This window comes from Dermabacter sp. HFH0086 (genome assembly GCF_000413375.1).
Classification (GTDB): Bacteria; Actinomycetota; Actinomycetes; order Actinomycetales; family Dermabacteraceae; genus Dermabacter; species Dermabacter hominis.
This window is the reverse complement of the sequence record NZ_KE340308.1, coordinates 714,099-734,325: the sequence shown is the minus strand read 5'-3', so window position 1 is coordinate 734,325 and position 20,227 is coordinate 714,099. Positions and strand designations below refer to the sequence as shown.

General features: G+C 61.6%; 19 protein-coding genes. 10 read left to right on the top strand and 9 right to left on the bottom strand.

The window, feature by feature from the left end:
• The first annotated feature begins 28 nt into the window (after positions 1-28).
• The 5 genes from HMPREF1484_RS03230 (at position 29) to HMPREF1484_RS03210 (ending at position 5,060) form a co-directional block, all read left to right on the top strand.
• Positions 29-826 (top strand): 3-oxoacyl-ACP reductase, encoded by a 798-nt coding sequence (locus HMPREF1484_RS03230; protein ID WP_016663593.1) that lies wholly within the window; start codon positions 29-31, stop codon positions 824-826.
• 30 nt (positions 827-856) lie between these two features.
• Positions 857-1,588, top strand: a complete 732-nt coding sequence (locus tag HMPREF1484_RS03225) for a FadR/GntR family transcriptional regulator (protein ID WP_016663592.1) — start codon at positions 857-859, stop codon at positions 1,586-1,588.
• A gap of 257 nt (positions 1,589-1,845) precedes the next feature.
• A complete protein-coding gene (locus HMPREF1484_RS03220; protein WP_016663591.1) occupies positions 1,846-3,213 on the top strand; it encodes an ABC transporter permease in 1,368 nt (455 codons plus the stop codon).
• Positions 3,210-4,427 carry an ABC transporter permease gene (locus tag HMPREF1484_RS03215; RefSeq protein WP_016663590.1) on the top strand — a complete coding sequence of 406 codons (1,218 nt, stop codon included), beginning with the start codon at positions 3,210-3,212 and terminating at the stop codon, positions 4,425-4,427. Before HMPREF1484_RS03220 ends, HMPREF1484_RS03215 begins: the two co-directional genes overlap by 4 nt.
• 9 nt (positions 4,428-4,436) lie before the next feature.
• Positions 4,437-5,060: an ABC transporter ATP-binding protein gene (locus tag HMPREF1484_RS03210; RefSeq protein WP_016663589.1), complete on the top strand. Its 624-nt coding sequence runs from the start codon at positions 4,437-4,439 to the stop codon at positions 5,058-5,060.
• A 504-nt stretch (positions 5,061-5,564) separates the two neighbouring features.
• Here the strand turns inward: HMPREF1484_RS03210 and HMPREF1484_RS03205 are convergent.
• Positions 5,565-8,024 (bottom strand): choice-of-anchor M domain-containing protein, encoded by a 2,460-nt coding sequence (locus HMPREF1484_RS03205; protein WP_016663588.1) that lies wholly within the window; start codon positions 8,022-8,024, stop codon positions 5,565-5,567.
• A gap of 212 nt (positions 8,025-8,236) precedes the next feature.
• Between HMPREF1484_RS03205 and HMPREF1484_RS03200 the strand changes: the two genes are divergently transcribed.
• Both HMPREF1484_RS03200 and HMPREF1484_RS03195 read left to right on the top strand, forming a co-directional pair.
• Complete coding sequence (locus tag HMPREF1484_RS03200) at positions 8,237-10,534, top strand: ABC transporter permease (RefSeq protein ID WP_016663587.1); 2,298 nt, start codon at positions 8,237-8,239, stop codon at positions 10,532-10,534.
• A gap of 9 nt (positions 10,535-10,543) precedes the next feature.
• Complete coding sequence (locus HMPREF1484_RS03195) at positions 10,544-11,278, top strand: ABC transporter ATP-binding protein (RefSeq protein ID WP_016663586.1); 735 nt, start codon at positions 10,544-10,546, stop codon at positions 11,276-11,278.
• 24 nt (positions 11,279-11,302) lie between these two features.
• Here the strand turns inward: HMPREF1484_RS03195 and HMPREF1484_RS03190 are convergent, their stop codons facing one another.
• The 5 genes from HMPREF1484_RS03190 to HMPREF1484_RS03165 form a co-directional block, all read right to left on the bottom strand.
• Positions 11,303-11,683: a hypothetical protein gene (locus HMPREF1484_RS03190; protein ID WP_016663585.1), complete on the bottom strand. Its 381-nt coding sequence runs from the start codon at positions 11,681-11,683 to the stop codon at positions 11,303-11,305.
• Positions 11,684-11,726: 43 nt separating this feature from the next.
• On the bottom strand, positions 11,727-12,509 hold the full coding sequence (locus HMPREF1484_RS03185) for a hypothetical protein (protein WP_016663584.1): 783 nt from the start codon (positions 12,507-12,509) through the stop codon (positions 11,727-11,729).
• On the bottom strand, positions 12,506-13,021 hold the full coding sequence (locus HMPREF1484_RS03180; RefSeq protein ID WP_016663583.1) for a hypothetical protein: 516 nt from the start codon (positions 13,019-13,021) through the stop codon (positions 12,506-12,508). Before HMPREF1484_RS03180 ends, HMPREF1484_RS03185 begins: the two co-directional genes overlap by 4 nt.
• A 73-nt stretch (positions 13,022-13,094) precedes the next feature.
• Positions 13,095-14,342, bottom strand: a complete 1,248-nt coding sequence (locus HMPREF1484_RS10830; protein ID WP_016663582.1) for a hypothetical protein — start codon at positions 14,340-14,342, stop codon at positions 13,095-13,097.
• Positions 14,343-14,368: 26 nt separating this feature from the next.
• Complete coding sequence (locus tag HMPREF1484_RS03165) at positions 14,369-14,707, bottom strand: hypothetical protein (RefSeq protein ID WP_016663581.1); 339 nt, start codon at positions 14,705-14,707, stop codon at positions 14,369-14,371.
• A 230-nt stretch (positions 14,708-14,937) separates the two neighbouring features.
• On the opposite strand from HMPREF1484_RS03165, the gene HMPREF1484_RS03160 reads away from it, so the two are divergent.
• Complete coding sequence (locus HMPREF1484_RS03160) at positions 14,938-16,179, top strand: Tm-1-like ATP-binding domain-containing protein (RefSeq protein ID WP_016663580.1); 1,242 nt, start codon at positions 14,938-14,940, stop codon at positions 16,177-16,179.
• Between the two features lies 1 nt (position 16,180).
• On the top strand, positions 16,181-17,008 hold the full coding sequence (locus tag HMPREF1484_RS03155; protein ID WP_016663579.1) for a phosphoenolpyruvate hydrolase family protein: 828 nt from the start codon (positions 16,181-16,183) through the stop codon (positions 17,006-17,008).
• Positions 17,009-17,059: 51 nt separating this feature from the next.
• Here HMPREF1484_RS03155 and HMPREF1484_RS03150 read toward each other — a convergent pair whose 3' ends face one another.
• Positions 17,060-18,001 carry a restriction endonuclease gene (locus tag HMPREF1484_RS03150; RefSeq protein ID WP_016663578.1) on the bottom strand — a complete coding sequence of 314 codons (942 nt, stop codon included), beginning with the start codon at positions 17,999-18,001 and terminating at the stop codon, positions 17,060-17,062.
• A 234-nt stretch (positions 18,002-18,235) separates the two neighbouring features.
• Here HMPREF1484_RS03150 and HMPREF1484_RS03145 point away from each other — a divergent pair, with 234 nt between their 5' ends.
• Complete coding sequence (locus HMPREF1484_RS03145; protein WP_147594883.1) at positions 18,236-18,793, top strand: hypothetical protein; 558 nt, start codon at positions 18,236-18,238, stop codon at positions 18,791-18,793.
• A 108-nt stretch (positions 18,794-18,901) separates the two neighbouring features.
• On the opposite strand, the gene HMPREF1484_RS03140 is transcribed toward HMPREF1484_RS03145, so the two are convergent.
• Together HMPREF1484_RS03140 and HMPREF1484_RS03135 are read right to left on the bottom strand one after the other, a co-directional pair.
• Positions 18,902-19,849, bottom strand: a complete 948-nt coding sequence (locus HMPREF1484_RS03140; RefSeq protein WP_016663576.1) for a cation diffusion facilitator family transporter — start codon at positions 19,847-19,849, stop codon at positions 18,902-18,904.
• Positions 19,842-20,192, bottom strand: a complete 351-nt coding sequence (locus tag HMPREF1484_RS03135) for a metalloregulator ArsR/SmtB family transcription factor (protein ID WP_016663575.1) — start codon at positions 20,190-20,192, stop codon at positions 19,842-19,844. The genes HMPREF1484_RS03140 and HMPREF1484_RS03135 overlap by 8 nt, the downstream gene beginning before the upstream one ends.
• Between the last annotated feature and the right edge of the window lie 35 nt (positions 20,193-20,227).

Genomic DNA, 20,227 nt, shown 5'->3' with positions numbered 1-20,227 from the left:
CATCCACCCCTTGTAGAAAGGTTTTGACATGTCAGAGACGACTATCGACAAGATTGATCTCACCGAACGCCTGAAGGGCAAGGTCGCCGTGATTACGGGCGGCAGCTCCGGCATCGGGCTTGCGACCGCCCGCCGGTTCGCGGCCGAAGGCGCCACGGTCGTCATCGGCGATCTCGATGCGACAAACGGCGAGGCGGCTGCCAAGGAGGTCGGCGGCCTCTTCGTCGAAACGAACGTCACGAGCGAAGAGCAGGTCAACCACCTGTTCGACGAAGCAGCTCGCGTGTACGGCTCGGTCGATATTGCCTTCAACAACGCCGGGATTTCGCCCGCGGATGACGATTCGATTGAAACAACCGAGCTTCCCGCGTGGGAGAAGGTGCAGGACGTCAACCTGAAATCGGTTTACCTGTGCTCGCGCGCAGCGCTTCGCCACATGACGAAGCAGCAGTCCGGTTCGATCATCAACACGGCTAGCTTCGTGGCGGTGATGGGCTCGGCGACCTCGCAGATTTCCTACACGGCCTCCAAGGGTGGGGTGCTCGCGATGACGCGCGAGCTCGGCGTGCAGTTCGCCCGTCAGGGCATTCGCGTCAACGCCCTGTGCCCGGGGCCCGTGGCCACTCCTCTTCTTCAGGAGCTTTTCGCGAAGGACCCCGAACGTGCGCAGCGTCGCCTCGTGCACGTGCCCGTGGGCCGCTTCGGCGATGCGAAGGAATTGGCTGCTTCGGTGGCGTTCCTCGCGAGTGACGACGCTTCGTTCATCACGGCCTCGACGTTCCTCGTTGATGGCGGCCTGAGCGCCGCCTACGTCACGCCGCTCTGAGTCGCGATGCTTGTGACAAGATGTTGAGCGATGACTGAGCTGCCTGATCCCGCCCCCGTGCTGAACTCCTGGGTTCTGTTGAAGCCAGGAGCGGCCTCGAACGCTTTCGAGGGGACCGTGCACAGGCTTGTTCAATCGCTCAAACTTGGGCTCGTTGCTCCGGGGGAAAAGCTTCCTCCGGAGCGCGAGCTCGCCTCGATGCTTGGGGTTTCGCGCGACACCGTTCGCGAGGCGATCTCGGCTCTCGTTGAGGCGGGTTACCTCGAAGCGAAACGGGGCCGCTACGGCGGGACGTTCGCAAAGAATCCGCTTCCCACCTCGAGCGCGCTTTCGGAGACCTCGAGTCGCGTCGCGTCCATCATCGACACTCTCGCTCTTCGGGCGGTGGTCGAGGTAGGGATCGTGCGCAGGCTCGCCCGCCAAGAGCTTTCACGCGAAAGCCGCGAACGGCTTTGGCGCGCCCACGAGGAATGCCAGGGTGCCGACCTGGCTGACTACCGCAAGTACGACACGCGTCTGCACCTGCTCATGGGGGAGCTCGTTGACGCTCCCTCCCTCGTCCCGGTTCTCGCCGATATCCGCATGCGGGTCAACGAGCTTCTTGACCAGATCCCCCTGCTCCAGCCCAATATTGAGCATTCGTGCGAGCAGCATCAAAGGATCGTCCAGGCCATTCTTCGCGGACGGCCGGATGTCGCCTCGGTCGAGATGGAGGAACACCTCGCGGGAACCGAGGCGCTTCTTCGCGGCTTCCTCGACTAGTCACACCTCACTCTCCCGCGGCGTTTTAGGGGATTGATCCGGGATCGCCCGAGTTCTCGCAGAAAAAGGGCAGATTTCGGGACTTTTTACCCGTTTCGATCCCGGAGTTTTCCCCGAGGAGCTGCCGCTCTCACCGGGCTTTCCCACCCCAAGCTGGGAACCATTCCAGACTGCTTCGTTAGGTTCTTTCGTCGTTGCCGCACGCTGTTATGCGGCGGCTCAAACACCTAATGTTGCCTTCTGGAAAGGATCGTTCCGTGTCGTCTTTCGGCCGGGCCTGGCGCTACGTTTCACGTCAACGCGTCAAGTCGTTCATTATTTTGGGAATTTTCGCGGCGATGATGTCGGCGCTCATGGTGACCGGTTCGGTGACGCGCGCTGCCGATGCGGCGGGAGCACAGGTTGATCGGCGCACGGGCGCGGGCTTCGTTCTGCAAAACAACCCGCAGTTCAATCAGGGAACACCCCGCGGCGCAGGCACCGTGAAGGGTGCGGATATCGAGAAGATCGCGAAGCTCAAGAACGTCGACAGCTACGTCGCGCGCCAGAACGTCACGGCGGATCTTGTGGGCGCAAACGTCAAGAAGCTCGACCACAACGAGTACGACGAGCAAAAGGAAAAGCAGTTCGGCAACGCCGCCAACGTGTGGGGCGTGAACGGCTCTGAGCTGGAAAATAGCTTCCGCGGTGGGGCGCTCACCCTCACGCAAGGCCGCCACCTGCAAAGTGGGGACTCGCACAAGGCCCTCATTCACGAGGATCTCGCGAAAGCAAATGGCCTCAAGGTGGGCGATGAGATCACCGTGAAGGGCAACCAATTCGATGTGGATAACCAGAACAAGTCAACGACCGAGGTCAAAACGGAAATCGTCGGCCTTTTTTCGGGAGATAACCCGAGGCCCGTTGCCCAGCGCAGCGAGCTTTTCGCCAATACGCTATTCACGGATCTTGACACGACGCGCGAGCTCTATGGATGGACGGCGAAGACCGAGATTTATCAGGACGCTAATTTCTTCGTGAAGAAGGGCGCTGAGCTCAAGGCGGTCGCGGAGGAAGCGAGCCGTCTCGGCATCGACTGGCGCAACTATCAGCTTGCCCCGTCGACGCAGTATCTCGCGGGCATCACCGGTGCGGTTGATGGCGTTCGCTCGATCATGAACGGCGCAAAAATCGCAACGTTCGTCCTGGCCATTGCGCTTCTGAGCCTCATGCTGTTCCTGTGGCTCGGTGAACGCAAGAAGGAAACGGGTGTGCTCCTTTCGGTGGGCACCACCAAGGGTGGAATGCTGCGCCAGTACTGGATGGAGCTTGGGCTCATCGCCATTCCAGCGATCGGACTCTCGTTTCTCGTGAGCACGTTTATCGCGCAATCTATTGGCTCTTCGGTGCTGGGAAGCGTCAATTCTTCTGCGAAGAATGGTTTTGCTCCCGGGCAGCAGGCCGGCGCCGATCTCGAATCGTCGAGCGCGCTTAAAACTCTCGATTCATTGCACGTAAGCCTCGGCAATCAGGATGTTGCATACGTCGCGATCGCAGCGGCCGTCGTCATTATCGTATGCGTGCTACTCGCCGCACTCCCGATGCTTCGCACGGCCCCGAAGAAGCTTTTGGTGGCACTCAAATGAGAGGCCTTTCTTCGGCGCGCCTCGCCGTGCTTTCACTGCGCAGGCGCCCCGCACGCAGCATCATTCTTCTCCTGCTCATGACCTTGATTTTCACGGGGCTCGTGGCGCAATCAGGCGTGCGCGCCACGATGGGCGATATTAGCGGCGCGATCGATCGGAACGTCGGGGCTGGTTTCACGGCGCAGAATTCCGACGCCAGCCTCGCCCGCACCGATGCCGACGCTCTCGCGACGCTTCCCGGCGTGACCTCAAGTGCGTACGAGACCGATCTTCTGGTGAAACCGAAAGGTCACCGTCCCGTCACGGCGGCCGGAGCAGTGCAGCTTGACCCGGAGTTCGCGAATGAAATGACGGCGACGGCGACGACTAATTCGCAGTTGAACCCGCTGTTTCAAGGCAAGCTTTTCACGCTTGAGCAGGGCGAGCACCTGAAGTCTTCGTCGCACGGCGCCCTCGTGCACAAGGACTTTGCCGCGAAGAACCACCTGTCGGTGGGAAGCGCGATCACGCTCGTACGTGACGGCAAGCTCGTGCGTCTCGTCGTGACCGGCATCTTTAGCGGTCGCGCGGAGAATCCGTCCGGCCTTCCTGCGGGCGCCGCCGAGAACCGTATTTTCGCCGCGGCCGAAGACATGTCGCCCCTAACCGATCCGGCGTCGTTGACCCTCGCGCGATACAGCACCGCGAGCGCTGAGGCTCTTCCCGCCGTGCTCGCGAAGGCGCATAAGGCTCGCCCTCACCTGAGCCTCGAGGATAATTCGGCGCAGTTTCGTACCGTCCTTGCCTCGATCGCCGGCGTGGAACGCCTTCTCACATGGCTCGTTCTTGGACTGAGCGCAGTGAGCATCGCGGTGCTCGTGCTCGTGCTCGCGTTTTGGGCGCGCGGCCGCCTTCACGAGATCGGGATTCTGCTCTCCCTTGGAAGGTCGAAGGGAAGCATCCTTCGTCAGTTCCTCACGGAGATTTGCGCGCTCGTAGCCGTCGCGGCGATTCTCGCTCTTGGGCTGGGGCTCCTCGCGACGAATGCCGTGAGCGAGGCTCTCCTGGCCCGCTCTCACGACCCGGTTCTCGAAGCCCTCTCCCCTTCCGCGAGTCCGCTCGCGGCCCTGGCTGCGCTTGGCGTGGGCGCCCTCATCGTCGCCATTGCTGTCGCAGCGGTTCTTATTCCTGTTTTTCGGCGCAGCCCGAAGTCAATTCTCGCCTCTATGAGCTAGGAGCACATCATGAGCATTCTTCACCTCGATCACGTCAGCTACACCTACGAACAGTCTCGCGGCCGGGTTCTCGAGGACGTCTCGACAACCTTTGAGCTCGGGAAGCTCTACGCGATCGTCGGCGCATCCGGTGCGGGCAAATCCACTCTGTTGAGCCTCCTTGCGGGCCTTGAAGCGCCCACCGGTGGCACGGTGCGGTTCAACGGAACCGATATCGCACAGACGGGGTATTCGAAGCATCGCCGCGAGCAGATCTCTCTCGTGTTTCAGAACTACAACCTGATTGACTACCTCACTCCGCTCGAAAACCTTCGTCTCGTGGATAAGAAGGCAGGCGTCGAAAGCCTCGAGAACCTCGGTCTCACGAAGGACCAGGCGACCCGCAATGTGCTTCGCCTTTCGGGCGGGCAGCAGCAGCGCGTCGCGATTGCGCGTGCGCTCGTATCGAAGGCGCCGGTGATTCTCGCGGACGAGCCGACGGGCAACCTCGACGAGGACACGGCGGAAGAGGTGATCGAGATTCTGCGGGGCGCGGCGAAAGCCGGTAAGTGCGTGATCGTTGTGACCCACTCGAAGCGGGTCGCGGAATGTGCAGACGTGCAGCTGCGACTAACGAAGCGGACGCTTGTCTGACGCTCGTCTAGCGGCGGCCCTCTCCTCGATGCCCCGAGTGGCGCCACCTTCCCCCCGGGTGGCGCCGCTTTCTCGTTTCCCCGAAACATCGCCATCTTCCAACTCCCCCGAAAAGCCGTCACCTTCCAACTCCCCGAAACACCGCCCCTCCTCAACTCCCCAAATGCCGTCACCTTCCGACTCCCCCAAATGCCGTCACTCTTTATGAAGATTCGACGGCGCTCCCAGTCCGACACAGCGCCAAACCCCACTTTTCTTCATGATCTGAGACGGGAAGAGGCGCATGAAGGGCCCGCCCCCCCCCCCGAAAAACCGTCACCTTGTCGATCCCCCAAATGCCGTCACTGTTTATGAAGATTCGACGGCGCCCCCGGCCCGACACAGCACCAAACCCCACTTTTCTTCATGACCTGAGACGGGGAAAGGATCCGAGACGGGAAGAGGCAGCATGAAGGACCCGCGCCTCCCTGGAGAAGCGCGGGCCCTTTCTGTAGCTGTGAGCGTTTAGCTGTTCTTGCGACGCCTTGTGAGCGCCGCACCGCCGGCCGCGAGCGCGCTCGCGGCAGCAACGGTCAGGCCAACGCTCGCGCCTGTGCGCGGGAGGTCGCCCAGTAGATCGTCGCCGCCTGCATCGGATGCATCGCCGGCGTCGGAAGCTGCGGGTGCACTGCCACCGGCATCAGAGGCGCCGGCGCCCGCGGGATCGCCTTCGGCTCCGGTCCCATCGGTGTCACCGGCACCGTCAGCGGGGTTGCCCGGCTGGGCCGGGTTTTCGCCCGACGGATCCTGGCCCTCGGCGCCGCCCTGGTCGCTACCCGGCTGCTCGCCCACTACGAAGGTGAGGCGCTGAGTCTTGGCGGTAGCCTCCCCGTTATCGGCGCTGCGCTCGCCGTTACTCGCCTGCTTAGCGTGCGCCGTGACGTCGATCGTGTACGTACCCGGCTTCGTGAATGCCCACGCGGTGTGCATGTGGGTGCCGGGCGGAAGCGGGATGTCGGAAGCCTTCTCGCTCGTGGCGTACATCTTCTGGATCGTGCCGAGGTTCTCGGTGTACGCGAACCACTTACCGCCTTCGGGGGCGCTGACGGGGGTGAGCGTCATCGTTGCACCCTCGGGGTATTTGTCGCGATCGAGTTCTTCGCTCGAGAAGCCCGGCCACACCCGGCCCTGCTGCTGGGACTGCGGGAGAACATACAGCTCGCTGCCCTTCGGGCCGAGCACGTCGTAGCTCTTATCGGCAAGGACGTTACCTTCGCGCTTGGCCTTCGCGAGCTTCGTGACCTCGAGCGTCGTCGAGTCGATCGTGCGAAGCACGGACTTCTTCGCGTGTTGGCGCGAGTCGTCTCCGAGGGCGACGGAGAAGCTTCCGTCGACGTCCATGACGCGCAGGTCAACGTGCCCGTTGTTGATGGTCACGGGGGTGTTGAGGAGGGAACCGTCGGCCCCTTCATCTCCGGCGCCCGGGTCCGACGCATCCCCGCCCTCCGGTGCGTCCGGAGTGCCCGTTGCGCCGTTCTCGGAGAACTGAGTCGAGATTTCCTTACCTTTGGCGGTCACCGGGCCGAAGTCCGCGACTTCGGTGTTGCCGATTGCGGCACGCGGAAGCGGCTCGAGGGTCAGGCGGAGGTCATACTTGTCGCCCATGCATGCTTCGCGGTCGATATCGAAGCTTCGGCGGCCAGGGCCACTGACGGCATCGACGTCACACGTCGCGAACTTGGAGCCCTTTTCGTAGAACCCGCCCGAGACGTGATAGGTGAGGGAGTCGTCGGCAGGTTTCGTGGAGAGCTTCATCAGGGTGTCTTTGTCGCCGGCCTTCGCGCTCACCGAAACGTCGCGTGACCTGACCTTTACCTCTCCCTTGGGGAAGCCGGTTGCGACAGAGTCGGGGGTTTCCGTGGGGAGGTCGCCCGCGTCCTTCGTCGACGTAGCTGCTTGGCCAGTGCTCGAGGTGAGCGGCGCGCTGATCCAGCGAGCAGCGCCCTTCGTGGGCACGAAAACGGCCTGGAAGGTCGACTTCTGCGAGCCGATCATCTCGCTCCACGTGGCCTTGCCGCCCTTCACGGGCACTTCGGCGAGGTGGTAGCCGTCGATGTAGAACACGACGGTGCCTTCTGCTTCGGCGTTGCCGGCATCGAAGGTGAGGTCGGTGAGGCGCTCGTCGCCGTCCTTCTTCTTGCCGGTGTGCGGGGCGATGGTGAAGGTCGGGGTGGATTCGCCGGTCACTCCAGCAGCCTTGTCGTAGGCCGTCTTGACGTCGCCGAGCTTTTCGTCGGCGGGGTTGGTGCCACCCACGCGCCACACGAGCGTGGTGGGCTTCGAGGAGGTGAAGGTGCCGTCGGACTTCCGGGCACTCGCCTCGTAGGTGACCTCGTACCGGCCAGGTTTCGTGAAGGTCGTGAAGTTGTGGGTGTGCGTGCCCGGGTCGAGCCACACGGCGCGCGAGTTGTGATCGTGCGAGGAGAACAGATGCGTGACCGGCAGGTTGCCGTAGCTCGAGTAGTTGAACATGTTCATCTCGCCGGGGCCGTTGAAGCCCGTCAGCTCGATGGTGAAGTTCTCGTCCTGGAACTCTTCGATGGGCACTGCCGTGTCGGCGCCGAACCCTGACCAGATCGGGGTGTTGCCCGGCCCGGGACTGTGAGGCGCCATGTAGAGGTGGTCGCCTTCCTTTCCGAGGAACGCGAGGCGCGGATCCTTCGTCACGTCAAAGATGTAGCTTTGCGTGCCGTCGTCCTGGTAGCCACGTCCAACCCAGTTGGTGGTCTTGTCCAGCGGGAGTGTTTTCCCGTTGGATTGGGAGTTGATCTGGAATGTCTTGGCGTCTTTGTCCCAAAAGACCTTGGGCGCGTCGATATGCGCGTTCGTCTGGACCGTACGGTCGTCGTCGGGCCCCGCAAAGGCGGGCGCGAGGGCGAGCGTGAAAGCCGCGAGCGTGGCGCAGGTGGAGCGGAGAATCCGCATGAACCCCTCCTCGAATGGTAACTGTTCTCATTTACAGTACAGCTACCGGCGCCCCGCCGCCACCCTGCCCCCCCCCTTCTCGAGTAGAGAAAACTTCCTAGGCGCCACTGAAACAGAGGGGTCTCACGCCGTTATTTCCACCTTCATTCGGGACCTGCGGCGCGGGTCCGAGCACTACACTGGAAGTACTACCGCAACCTCCAGGGGGACCAATGCTCTGGCGCCTCTTGCGCGCCGATCTCCGGCGCAACCGTGTAGTTTCGCTCGTGCTCTTTGCGATCGTTGCCGTCGCTTCCCTCCTCGCGTGCACAAGCGCCGTTCTTCTCTCCCGCACTGCCGTTGCCCTCGAGAGCTTCTGGGCCGATTCCCGCCCTCCCGACATCGTTCAAATGCACGCCGGTCCCCTCAATCCTCACGACATCACCGCGTGGGCGCGCACCCAATCGGGCATCGCCGACACCGACGTCATGGAAACCCTTCCGGTTCCCACAGCACGCCTCACGATCGCGGGCGAGAACCAGGCCAATTCCGTACTCGAGCCCGCCCTCGTCACCTCCCCCGAGCGCTTCGACCTGCTCCTCGACGAACACGGCAACCGCGTGGCCCCCTCCCCCGGCGACGTGTGGCTTCCCGTGTACTACGAGGCGGAGAATCTCGCGAAAAAGGGAGACACGGTCACGCTTGAGCTCGGGGGCACACAACAAGTTCTGACGGTTGCCGGGTTTGCACGCGATGCCCAAATGAACCCATCGATGGTCACCTCGAAGCGCCTGGTCGTCAACGAAAGCGACTTCGAGGCCGCCCGCGCACACCTCGAGCCCGAATACCTCATCGAATTCCAGCTCAAGGAAGGCGCGAGCCTCCAGGAGGTCAAAGACGCCTACATCCACGCGGGACTTCCCGCACAAGGCGTCATGGTTGATTCCACGATCTTCGCGCTCATGAATGCGCTCAGCGCACTGCTCCTCGCGATCGTCGCCACCCTCATCGCGGGGCTGCTGATCGTGATTGCCCTCCTCGCCCTGCGCTTCGCTTTCCTCGCGGCCTTCCACACCGATATGGCGGAGATCGCGACGCTCAAAGCAATCGGCGCACCGATCGGAAAACTCAAGGGTCTTTTCATTCTCAAGTACGCGGCTCTCACCGCGGCGGGTGCGCTCGCGGGCCTTCTCATTTCGTTCCCGCTTGGAACCCTCGCAAGCCGGGGCGTGCTCATGTACATCGGTAAACCTCACTTCCACGTGGCGCTCGTGGCGGCCCCGGTAGGCGTAGCAACCTTGGGAACCCTCGCGATCGTGGCTTCATGCTGGCTGCTCATGCGTCGCATCGCCACAATGTCGGCCGCAGAAGCGCTGCGCACGGGAAACACGCGCCGGCGAGTTCGACACGCGCCGCGGTGGCAGCTTGCCCGCACACGCCTCACAGTTCCCGATTTTCTTGGCGTACGCGGCGCGCTCAATCCTCAAAATCTGCTGCTCATCGCCGTGATCGCCCTCAGCGCTTTCGCGATCATCGTGCCCGCAAACATTGCCGCGACCTTCGCGAACCCGCAGTTCGCCACCTATCTCGGCGTGGGCTCTGCGGACTTGCGGATCGATGTGCGTGAGAACGCCGAATCTCCCGCATCCCTCCTCTCGCGCCTCGCAACCGATCCCGCGGTCACCGAGACCGCGCATCTCACCACGGGCCGCTTCGAGGCCCAAAACCCCGAAGGCGAGTGGGAAAGCGTGCTCGTTGAGGTAGGTGACCACGCGGCCTTTCCGCTCACCTATCAGGAGGGCGCCGCGCCCGCGAGCGCATCGGAGATCTCTCTTTCCGTGAACGAAGCGAAGGCGCTCGACGCGAGCGTGGGCGAAACGGTCACGCTTCGCGGCGAGGGTGAGGTCCGACGGCTGCGGATCTCCGGGGTGTACCAAGACATCACGAATGGCGGCATGACCGCAAAGGCGGCATTTGCTGCCCCCACCAGGCCCCTCGCGGAGCTCGTGTACGTGCGCCTCGCCCCCGGTGAGGATGCCAACGCCGTTGCCGCGAGGCTCTCGCACGAGTTCCCCGGAGCGCGGGTCACGCACATGGCGGATTACGCCTCGCAAACGATGGGCGGCGCGATCGCGCAGCTGCGCACCGTCACGTGGATCGCGGCGGCGATCGCGCTTGGGCAAACATTCCTCATCGTCGCCCTTTTCGTGGTGCTTCTCATCGCGCGCAGCGGGCGTGAACTCGCCTCACTCACGGCACTCGGGATGAGAAACACCGCGCTCACGCGCATGCACATGGTGCAGTTAGCAAGCGTCGGAATTGTGGGCGTTGCCGCGGGCGTGGCCCTCGCCTCCCTCGCCACCCAACCCCTGTTCCGGCTCGTCATGGGGCAGATGGGTGCCCCCGGAATCTCCCTCATGCCAAATCCGTGGGTTGCGTGGCTGCTTGTTCCGGCGGCAGTTTTCGCGTGCGTGCTGCTCGCGACTCGCACGTCCACACTTCGTCTTCACACCCTCGCCCTTCGCGACTAGGAGAATCTCATGCTGAGCGCGTCAGGAATCATCAAGGATTACAGCCAACGCGTGCTACACGGCATCGACCTCGAGGTTGCAGCCGGGGAGTTCGTGGTGATCATGGGACCTTCGGGCTCGGGGAAAACGACTCTTCTCCACATGCTTTCGGGAATGGATCGGCCCACGGCCGGCACGGTCACGCTCGGCGGGCGGGAACTCACGGGGCTTGGGGAGCGGGAGCTTGCCGACGTTCGCTTGCGTCATATCGGCTTCGTTTTTCAAGAACCGCACCTTCTGCAGAGCCTTGATCTGCGCGACAACATCGTGTTGCCCGGACTCCTCGCGGGTGAGCGTCCGCGCAGTGAAATCGTGGCGCGTGCCGAGGAACTCATGACCGACATCGGGATCGCGTCGATCGCCGATCACCTGCCCGGGCAGGCATCCGGTGGGCAATTGCAGCGGGCGGGGATTTGCCGCGCACTCGTTAACGGCGCGAGCGTAGTGTTTGGCGATGAGCCCACGGGCGCGCTCAATCAGGCGATGAGTCAGCAGATTCTCGATGTGCTTTCGCGCCTCAATGACGCCGGCACAACGCTCATTCTCGTGACGCACGATCCGCAGGTTGCCGCGCGTGCGAGCCGCCTCGTGATCCTCGTGGATGGTCGCCTCACGGATGATCTGAAGCTCGGCGCGTATAGCGCTCGCGAGCACGAGGAGCGCATGAGTCCCGTGCGCGAGGTGATGGCGGCGCGGGGAATATAGGCGCTGCTGCTCTGGTCTTTCGGTTTAGGCGTCGGAGGTGGTGCGCTTTCGTGCGGCGCGATCCTTCTTGCGGCGCTCGACAACCCAGCGCGGCGCGAACGGCCAGGGAAGCGGCACCCCAATCCCGCCGAGAATGCCGATGGGGATCATGACCACGGTGATGATCCCGAGGATCCGCAGCGGCTCAGCCACGAACGCGCCGCCAGGAAACCCCAGCTCCTCGTGGAGGATGAGCAGCGCCCCGACGCTAAAAACCGGCGTGCAATAGGGCAGGATCCACAGGTTCGGAATCTCGCGGTAGTCGTCGTACCACTCGGCGTTCTCCTGATACCGAACGTGGAACATGTAGAACGCAAAGATCGCCGTGGTGACAACGAAGATGAGGACCCACAGAAGAATCTTCATGCGTCCATCCTCCTCTCTCGCCACCGCCGAGCGACGGCACCTCTTACCACGCGGAGATCTGCTGCTGGGAGGGAAGCTGATGGGCGGCCATCATGTACAGCACCCACGCATCGGTTGGCTGAAGGTAGTGGGAGCTACCGAAGATCTTGCGCGGCTCGGAATAGAAGGACAGGTAGCCGTGCGGGGTCGACACCCACGCGGTCGCGATCGGCTTCGGGCCGTTCTCGGTGTGCTTCTCGGAGGCCACAACGACCTGCTCGTAGAGGCCCTGGGTCACGTCGCCGGCCACGCCGGGTGAAACCTCGCGCACGGCCGCGGCGACATCCTGCTGAGCCTTATGGAGCTTGTCTTCCTCCCCGGGCTCGAGAACGAGGTTCTCCCACGTTTCCGCGTCGATCTTCACTGAGTCATTAGACGTGAAGTCTTTGTCGGCGATGGGCGTGAGATCCGAGAGATCAAACAGCACGGCATACCTGCTCGAGAGCTGATGCGACTTGAGCACGAAACTCGGCGGAGCAGAGACCTCGCTCGTAAGAACGGTCTGGGCGCTCACGCAGCCGTCCGGCCCGAGCCACAGGAAGCGGTTGTCTTCCGCTCCGTTGCCGGCAACCGACGTGATCGTGAGCTGGTAGCGATAGTCCTTGAGGGTGCGCCAGATGCCCTCGGTGCCGTCGGCAACGCGACCATCACTTGCCACGACCTGGTCGTTCACATCAACGACTCGAAAACCCTCGTTCGGGATTCCCTTTTCGAGCAGCATCATGAAGCTCTCGAAGCCGAGTTCCACCGCGGTGCCGTCGCTGCCCGTGTTGATCTGCTCAGTCACTGTGCCGACTCCTTCCACAGCAGGCTGTGCCCCATGTTCAAGATCAGCTGCGCTCTCTCGCCCAGCAGCTCGGTGGGGTACGTGATGGTGAGGTCAATGTGGACGCCGTTGTGCACCGCAGTCCACTGGAACATCACCAGCGGGATGCCGTCCTGGTTGGTGTACGACGCAATGCGTTGCAGCCCCGGCACGCCCTGAACGCCGACGGTGTCCGCATCAAGATGCATGATCCGGTATTCGTCGAGCGTATCCGCGTAGGAATCCTCGACCTCGTCCTGGATCGCCGCGAGCCCTTCCAGGGTCTCGATGCCCGCCTCGGCCTTCCTCTGGATGAGCACGATGTTCGGGCGGAACTGCTCGTTCCAGATTTCATCCGAAAGGTAAATGAAGATGCCTCGGTCAGCTCCCGACGTGTCTTCTTCCCACCCGCGAGGTGCGAACACATCGACGACCATGTCCGGGTGCGTATAGGTCGTCATCTCTGCGGGTACTGACTTACCCGAATCGGGCATTGCCTCTCCTCACATCCTCGTTTTCGACGTACGCGATCAATAGAAACCGCCGTAGCTCGGCGTTTTTTGCGCGTCAGTCGAAGAGATTGCCAATGGGATCCTTCACCTTGTTCGCAAGCCAACCACCTGCGGCTCCGCCAGCGACGCCGCCGATGATGCCGCCGGCAACACCGCCCACCACGGTACCAACCGGGCCGCCGAAGGAGCCGATCGCAGCGCCCATGGCCGCACCGGCCTTGCCGCCGGCCCAGCCGCCTGCCGTAGCGCCGGCAGCAGACACGCCTGCGCGCGCGCCCTTTTCCACGTTGCCCATGTTCGGGTGAACCTTTGAGTCGGTTTGCCACGAGTCCACCGCGGTAGTCGCAGCCGAGATTCCTGTGCCTGCCCGGGATACCCATTTCGCGCCCGTAGCGACCTTGCCCCACTTGGCTTTCGTCAGCCCCTGGCTGTGAGCGTGCGGCACTCGCGAATGCTTGCCTTCAAGCTTGAGCATGCTGCGGCCAATGACCGCCTGGAGCGCGCCACCGAACGAATTGGGCTTGGCCAGGGGGTTCATCGGCGAGTTCTTCGCGAGGAACTGACCACCATTGGTAACGGCATCCGCGTCCCAGCCGGTCAGGCCCTTGACAAGCCCCTTGCCGAACTCGCCCTTTTTAGCGATATTTTGCAGAAGCTTAGGTGCCCACCCCTGCCGAATCTTGATGCTGCCGTTCGAATAGAAAAAGTACGTGCTGTAGTACTTGACGAAGTCTGTACCGAGCTTGCCGAACTGGAGCAGCGCCCCCATGGCACCTTCAATATTGTTTCCGCGGGTGATAGCCCCCAGGAGCTTTTTCCCGATCACGGCGCCGGCGCTCTCGGTCGTGTTTCTGATCGAGCTCGCGCACGACGAATCCGCCGCATCACGGTCAATCCGCAGCTTGGTGCACTTATTCTGCAATCTCAGCTCCCACGCGGCAAGGGAGGCCTGAGCAGCAGCGTCAGTGGGGTCCGCTAGCGCCTTCGCCGCTTCGTACTTCTTGATCTCTTCTTCGAGGTCAGTCTTTCGCGTCCTGAGCGGCCCCAGTTTGTCCGCATAGGCATCCAAACCGTCGGCAACCTTGCCGGCCGACTTCATAATTTCGTCAGCCATTTCTTCGGGGGTCCTCATGGCGCGGTGCACCTGACCCTCCTCAGGAGCGTGGTACTGCCCGCTGATGGGCTGCCATGCATTCGAGGTGTCCCTCATCTTCTGTTGGACATTCTCGCCAGCGGTGCGGATCTCCGAGGCACCACCGGTCACGATCGACGGGTCTTCGATTTCTGGTACGTCAAAAGTCATTGCAGTTCCTCACTCGTCGATCATTTTCACTGCATGCCGGGCATATCGCTCACATGGGCCTGCTGGTTACCAGCATTAGCCGCCGTGCACATGAGCTGATCGCCCTGGGTGTACTTCTGCACTGCATCGTCCGTGGAATCGATGTTGTTGTTCACCATCTCCACGAGCGCCTGACCCGCTGATTCGAAAGCTGACGCAACGTCCCCCGCGAGCGCAGCCGACGTTTGTTTGCTGTGCAGCAGCGATCCCCCCAAGTCCGACGCGCCGTTCTTGAGATCTCTGTTGGATGATTCGATCGCGGGGACGGTTCCCCTGGTATTCGAAATCGTGCCGCGCACGGCCTTGTCGTCGATGTCGTAAAACATGTAGCTCTCCCGAATCGTCGAGTTCGTGGTCTACAAGCTGTTCGAGCTCCCCTTGCGGGACCCAGTTAACATCACGAACAGATAACAAACCTGAGTGCTCGAGGCCGCGCACGTGCACGACTGCCTTGGCGAGCCGTCAAACCGTCGGGGCCAGATGCGGAGGAAACTTCCTAGCCAGCGTCCATTCGCAGAATCTACGGTGGAAAGAGTCGATGACGAAGGAGTGCCTGATGACAACCATTGCTTTGGTAGGAACGCTCGATACGAAAGCCGAAGATTATGCCTGGCTGAAAGCGCGTCTCACAGAAATGGGGGTCAACGTGCTCGCCGTCGACGTCGGCTCGTTTTCCACGGCCGATTTCGCGGATGTCTCTTCCGATGAGGTCATCGACGCTGCCGGCGAGGATGCCGCGAAACTTAGGGAGCGCCGCGACCGCGGAGAAATGATGGCGGTCATGGGTCGCGGTGCTGCCACGATCGTGCAGAAGCTCGCGGATGAGGGCCGCATTCACGGTCTACTTGCGGTCGGTGGCTCAAGTGGTTCGTCAGTCGCGGCACCGGCGATGCAGGCGGTCCCGGTTGGTTTCCCGAAGCTGCTGGTCTCGACGATGGCCTCGGGGGATGTTTCTCCGTATGTCGGCGAAACGGACACGACACTTATGTATTCGGTCGTGGATGTTGCCGGCATCAACTCGATTTCTGCGATGGTACTCGGCAATGCGGCCGCAGCAATCGCGGGAATGGCGAAGGAATTCGAAGCCCGCACGAAGAGAGCCCCCGTTGAGCACCGCCCTCTCGTGGGGCTCACGATGTTCGGGCTCACCACACCCGCAGCAGATGAGGCTCGCAAGACTCTCGCGGATCTCGGCTACGAAGTGCTCGTGTTTCACGCGACCGGCACAGGCGGTCGGGCAATGGAAAAGCTCATTGAGTCGGGATTGATTGTTGGCGTGTGCGATCTGACGACAACGGAACTCGCCGACGATCTTGTGGGTGGAGTGCTCAGTGCCGGACCCGACCGGCTCGAGATGGCAGGGCGTACGGGAACGCCGCAAGTGGTCAGCCTTGGCGCCCTCGACATGGTGAACTTCGGTCCACAAGAGTCGGTCCCGAGCGAGTTTGAGGGCCGCACATTCCTCGTGCACAACCCGACGGTCACCCTCATGCGCACCTCCCCCACCGAGACACACGAACTGGGTCGCCGCATCGGCACGAAGCTTGCCGCCGCGAAGGGGCCCACCGAGCTTTTCATTCCCACAAAAGGCTTGAGTGGCATCGACGTTGAGGGCGGCCCATTCCATGACCCCGAAGCAGATACCGCACTTTTTGACGCCGTGAAGCAGAGCCTCGAAGGCAGCACCGTTGCCGTTCACGAGCAAGACTGTGCGATCAATGACGAGGGCTTCGGCCGCGCGATGGCCGAGCGCCTCCACGAACTTATCCGCAACCAATCGGGAAAGAAGGAGAACTGACATGTCCCGCAAAGAAATCCTTGAAGCGCTGCGCGCAAAGGTCGCGAGCAGCAAGCCGATTATCGGCGGCGGTGCCGGTACCGGCATTTCAGCGAAGTCGGCGGAAGCCGGCGGGATTGATCTTCTCGTCATTTACAATTCCGGCCGTTTCCGCATGGCGGGCCGCGGTTCCCTTTCGGGCCTTCTCGCCTATGGCGACGCGAACGGCATCGTCATGGAGATGGCAAACGAGGTGCTTCCTGTTGTGAAGCACACCCCTGTGCTCGCTGGCGTGAACGGCACGGATCCGTTCCGCGTGATGCCGCATTTCTTGAAGCAGGTCAAAGAGATCGGTTTCGCGGGCGTACAGAATTTTCCGACGGTTGGCCTCATCGACGGTGTTTTCCGCGCGAATCTTGAGGAAACCGGTATGGGCTTTGGCCCCGAGATCGACATGATTCGCATGGCGAATGAGCTTGATCTTCTCACCTCGCCGTACGTCTTCGATACCGAGCAGGCGAAAGAGATGGCCGCTGCCGGCGCCGATATTCTCGTACCGCATATGGGCCTCACGACCTCGGGCACGATCGGGGCACAGACCGCGCTTAGCCTCGAAGAGGCAGCGACAAAGGTTCAGGAACTTGCCGATGCTGCTCGCAGCGTCAACCCGGACATCCTGTGCCTGTGCCACGGTGGCCCCATCGCGAATCCCGAGGACGCCCAGTACATCCTCGACAACACGGAGGGCATCGTCGGATTCTACGGTGCTTCCTCTATCGAGCGCTTTCCAACCGAAACGGGCATCCGCGAGCAGACGGAGAAGTTCACTCAAATTACGTTCAACAAGTAGGAACGTGAGTTCGCAATGGCCCGCGGCGTGTGGCACGCTGCAGGCCATTTCTTACTGCATGTCCTCTTCGAAGTAGTCCTCGTCGACGGAGAAGAGCGTGAACTCGTGGGCCTTTTCCACGCCAACGCCGTAGGTCAGCATCAGTTTCGTGAGTCGGATGCCGTCGATCAGCACGATCCGCCCGTGGCGGTAGCCTGCGGCCGTTCCTTTGGCCCTGTCCAGAAAGGATGAGGTCGTGATGAAGACCCCGAGATTTGCGCCCTGCGCATCGAGAGAGCCGATGAAGTTACGGATCTCGGGTTCTCCCACCCTGTTGGTGTCGGCATAGCGTTTCGCCTGGATATACACGTTCGTAAGGCCGAGCGCGTCCTGGTGGATGATGCCATCAATCCCACCGTCACCCGATCGACCCACATGCTGCTTCTCGCCGTAATCTCCGCCGTAGCCCATTGCCCACAACAAGTCGATGACGGCTTTTTCGAAGAACTCAGGGGAGTTTTCCTGAAGACGCTTGCGCAGATCGGTTTCCACCTGAGCGTTAAAGTCCCGCGACCGCGCAGCGATGGCCTCGACCGGATCGGCATCTTGTTCGATCTCCGGAACCGCACCGGCGGGGGCGTCATCGGCCGATCGACGGGCCGCGACCTCGCTTTGGTATTCGCGCCATGCCTCCCATTCCGCGAGATCCTTGCCGGTATAAATAGGAAGATTGCGACGCGCAACCGTCAGACCGTCGGGCGTGATTTGATACATCGCCTGCTTAGGGCGATCAAGCAATCGAGCTTTAGTCATGGTTGAGCATGCCCACCCGATTCGGTGTCGATAGCGCATCTGACCGGAATCAAGCCGCTCGCCTCGTGTTTCGGCTGTAAGCCCAGCGGCATCAGCGACAAGTTCACATAGTTCTCGAAAACCACGAACTTTGCCGTCAGCAAGAACGGCTAACACCACCGGCCGAAACTCATCGATTGTGGGGGTATTGTCGGTAGCCATGGTGGACGTCCTAACGATTTCAAAACCAGTCCTCTCCAACGCTACCCTCAGAGCCAACTAACTGAAGAACTAATCTCGAGGGATTCGTCAGTGGATTACCAAATCTTCGACTTAATGCGCACGCGCTACGGTCTCTGCGGGAGTTGGACCGTGTGGAATGAATCTCCGTGGAGCCCCGACTCCATCCGCGCTCCACAATTGAAGCTCGATTCTGTAGTTCGCACGTTTGGAGAAGTGCGGAGCCAGCAACAGTTGGATACCGAGCTCCCTTCGCTACGCACAGATCTTGTACTCGTCGCCCTCAACTTTGCCGAGAGAGCGGCGGGCATCACCGCCGTCACTGATCGCTTAAGCTTCGCCAGTTTTCATGAAGAGTGTGGTCGCACAAGCGATAGGCGTCTACGTGAGGCATGCAAAGGCAATGGACTCGAGGGCGCGTACATTACCGATCTCGTGAAAATGCGAAACGGTACGCTCGCGCCGTTCCGAAGCAGCAAGTCGATGCCCATCAACACGCTTCTACGGGATCCACGCTTCGTGCGCGAGCAGGTCGACGGGCTTTGCGAGGAACTCCAAACTCTAGGTAGCCGGAACCCGCTCATCGTTGGGCTCGGCGCTCAGGTCTACAAGGCCCTCTATGCTCCGGCGTCACTCGACAAACTCCGCGAAACTTGCGGCAATGGCACTCAGGTCGCTCGGATCACTCACTACTCGTCAATGACAGGCATGACGCTGCCGACGTACATCTCTCGCGTCGGCCAGGAACTGGCGGACTTTCGCGATTATCTATAGAGCCCAGGCACTCAAGTTCACGCTCATCTCATTCGCCAAGGAGGAACTTTGCTTGCAGGCACCCCTTCCGTTGCTCGGGAGCGTGCCGGATCAGTGCTCCTTGCCCGCTCAAGGGTGAACGGAGAGTTCTTTTGACCCGTGATGAGGCGGCTCGAACTGGAAGGTGGAGTGTTCAACGTCGAAATGTCCCGCGACGCAGTGCTGCACTTGGCCGAGTAATTCGGGAATATGTCCGTCGGTAAAGCACTCGTCGTCGACAACAATGTGGGCTGATAGTGCCGGCAGGTCGCTCGCGACGCTCCACACATGCAGGTCATGCACGCGCTGCACGTGGGGAAGTTCAAGAAAGTGGGTGATGACTTCCTCGAGGTCAATTCCTTCCGGGGCTGCTTCGAGCAGAATTCGGCCGACGGCGCGCAAGAGATTCCACGCTGCGTGCACCATGAGGGCACACACCAGAAGGGACGCAATGACATCGGCAAAAGTCCACCCGGTCACCATGATGATGAGCGCGGCAACAATGGTTCCGAGGAAGCCGTAGAGGTCGGTAAGAATGTGTTGGTAGGCACCTTCGATATTGAGGCTTGAGCGATTGGCGCGAGCAACCAACCACGCGACGACGATGTTCACGACCACCCCGACCAGGGCAACGATGAGCACGGGGCCACCGTCGACCTCGGGTGGTTCGAACAGACGCCGGACTGCCTCCACAGCGATGACTCCAGCCACGATCAGGAGCGTAATGCCGTTGACCGCGGCGGAGATGGTTTCCACGCGTTTGAGGCCCCAGGTCCACGCCCCTTGGGCAGGCCGAGCGGCGAGGCGAATGGTCCATAGCGCTAGCCCGATCGCTCCGACGTCGGACAGCATGTGCCCGGCATCCGACAGCAGTGCGAGGGAGCCAGTCAGAAGGCTGACGATGACTTCGGCGACCATAAAGACGCTCAGCACAATCAAGGCCACCCACAGAGTCGTGCGGTCGGCGTCGGCAGAGATGCTGTGGTCGTGTGCCTCGTGAGAGTGCTTGCGCCTGCGCGACACGGATGGTTTAGTCATGGCTCGTGCTCTCCGGCTGCGAGGTTTGCCTCAGTTTTTCGGTGCCGTCGAAGAAGGCCTTTGCCGCCGTGAGAAGCGTCTTCGTTTCCTCGGGATACGCCAAGGTGTAGTACGTCGCGCGGCCATGCGTGTGGCTTGCGAGGAGCCCACTTTTTCGTAGCGAGGCCACGTGCGTTGACACTGTCGATTGCGCAAGACCCACGTGCTCGACGAGGTCCGTCACGCGGTGTTCGCCTAACAGCAAATGCTGGATGATTTGAAGCCGATGACCATCGGCGAGGCTCTTAAAGAGAGTCACCCAGTTCTCACGTTCTTCGAGGGAGGTTTCTTCACCCATATACATCGCCACAGATCGATAATATCACCTTTAGGCGATGT

Coding starts and splice junctions, on each gene's coding strand:
- HMPREF1484_RS03225 (WP_016663592.1), top strand. CDS start 857: ATGACTGAGCTGCCTGATCCCGCCCCCGTGCTGAACTCCTGGGTTCTG.
- HMPREF1484_RS03215 (WP_016663590.1), top strand. CDS start 3,210: ATGAGAGGCCTTTCTTCGGCGCGCCTCGCCGTGCTTTCACTGCGCAGG.
- HMPREF1484_RS03165 (WP_016663581.1), bottom strand. CDS start 14,707: ATGTTTTACGACATCGACGACAAGGCCGTGCGCGGCACGATTTCGAAT.
- HMPREF1484_RS03180 (WP_016663583.1), bottom strand. CDS start 13,021: ATGCCCGATTCGGGTAAGTCAGTACCCGCAGAGATGACGACCTATACG.
- HMPREF1484_RS03160 (WP_016663580.1), top strand. CDS start 14,938: ATGACAACCATTGCTTTGGTAGGAACGCTCGATACGAAAGCCGAAGAT.
- HMPREF1484_RS03150 (WP_016663578.1), bottom strand. CDS start 18,001: ATGGCTACCGACAATACCCCCACAATCGATGAGTTTCGGCCGGTGGTG.
- HMPREF1484_RS03155 (WP_016663579.1), top strand. CDS start 16,181: ATGTCCCGCAAAGAAATCCTTGAAGCGCTGCGCGCAAAGGTCGCGAGC.
- HMPREF1484_RS03210 (WP_016663589.1), top strand. CDS start 4,437: ATGAGCATTCTTCACCTCGATCACGTCAGCTACACCTACGAACAGTCT.
- HMPREF1484_RS03140 (WP_016663576.1), bottom strand. CDS start 19,849: ATGACTAAACCATCCGTGTCGCGCAGGCGCAAGCACTCTCACGAGGCA.
- HMPREF1484_RS03205 (WP_016663588.1), bottom strand. CDS start 8,024: ATGCGGATTCTCCGCTCCACCTGCGCCACGCTCGCGGCTTTCACGCTC.
- HMPREF1484_RS03190 (WP_016663585.1), bottom strand. CDS start 11,683: ATGAAGATTCTTCTGTGGGTCCTCATCTTCGTTGTCACCACGGCGATC.
- HMPREF1484_RS03195 (WP_016663586.1), top strand. CDS start 10,544: ATGCTGAGCGCGTCAGGAATCATCAAGGATTACAGCCAACGCGTGCTA.
- HMPREF1484_RS03135 (WP_016663575.1), bottom strand. CDS start 20,192: ATGTATATGGGTGAAGAAACCTCCCTCGAAGAACGTGAGAACTGGGTG.
- HMPREF1484_RS10830 (WP_016663582.1), bottom strand. CDS start 14,342: ATGACTTTTGACGTACCAGAAATCGAAGACCCGTCGATCGTGACCGGT.
- HMPREF1484_RS03230 (WP_016663593.1), top strand. CDS start 29: ATGTCAGAGACGACTATCGACAAGATTGATCTCACCGAACGCCTGAAG.
- HMPREF1484_RS03200 (WP_016663587.1), top strand. CDS start 8,237: ATGCTCTGGCGCCTCTTGCGCGCCGATCTCCGGCGCAACCGTGTAGTT.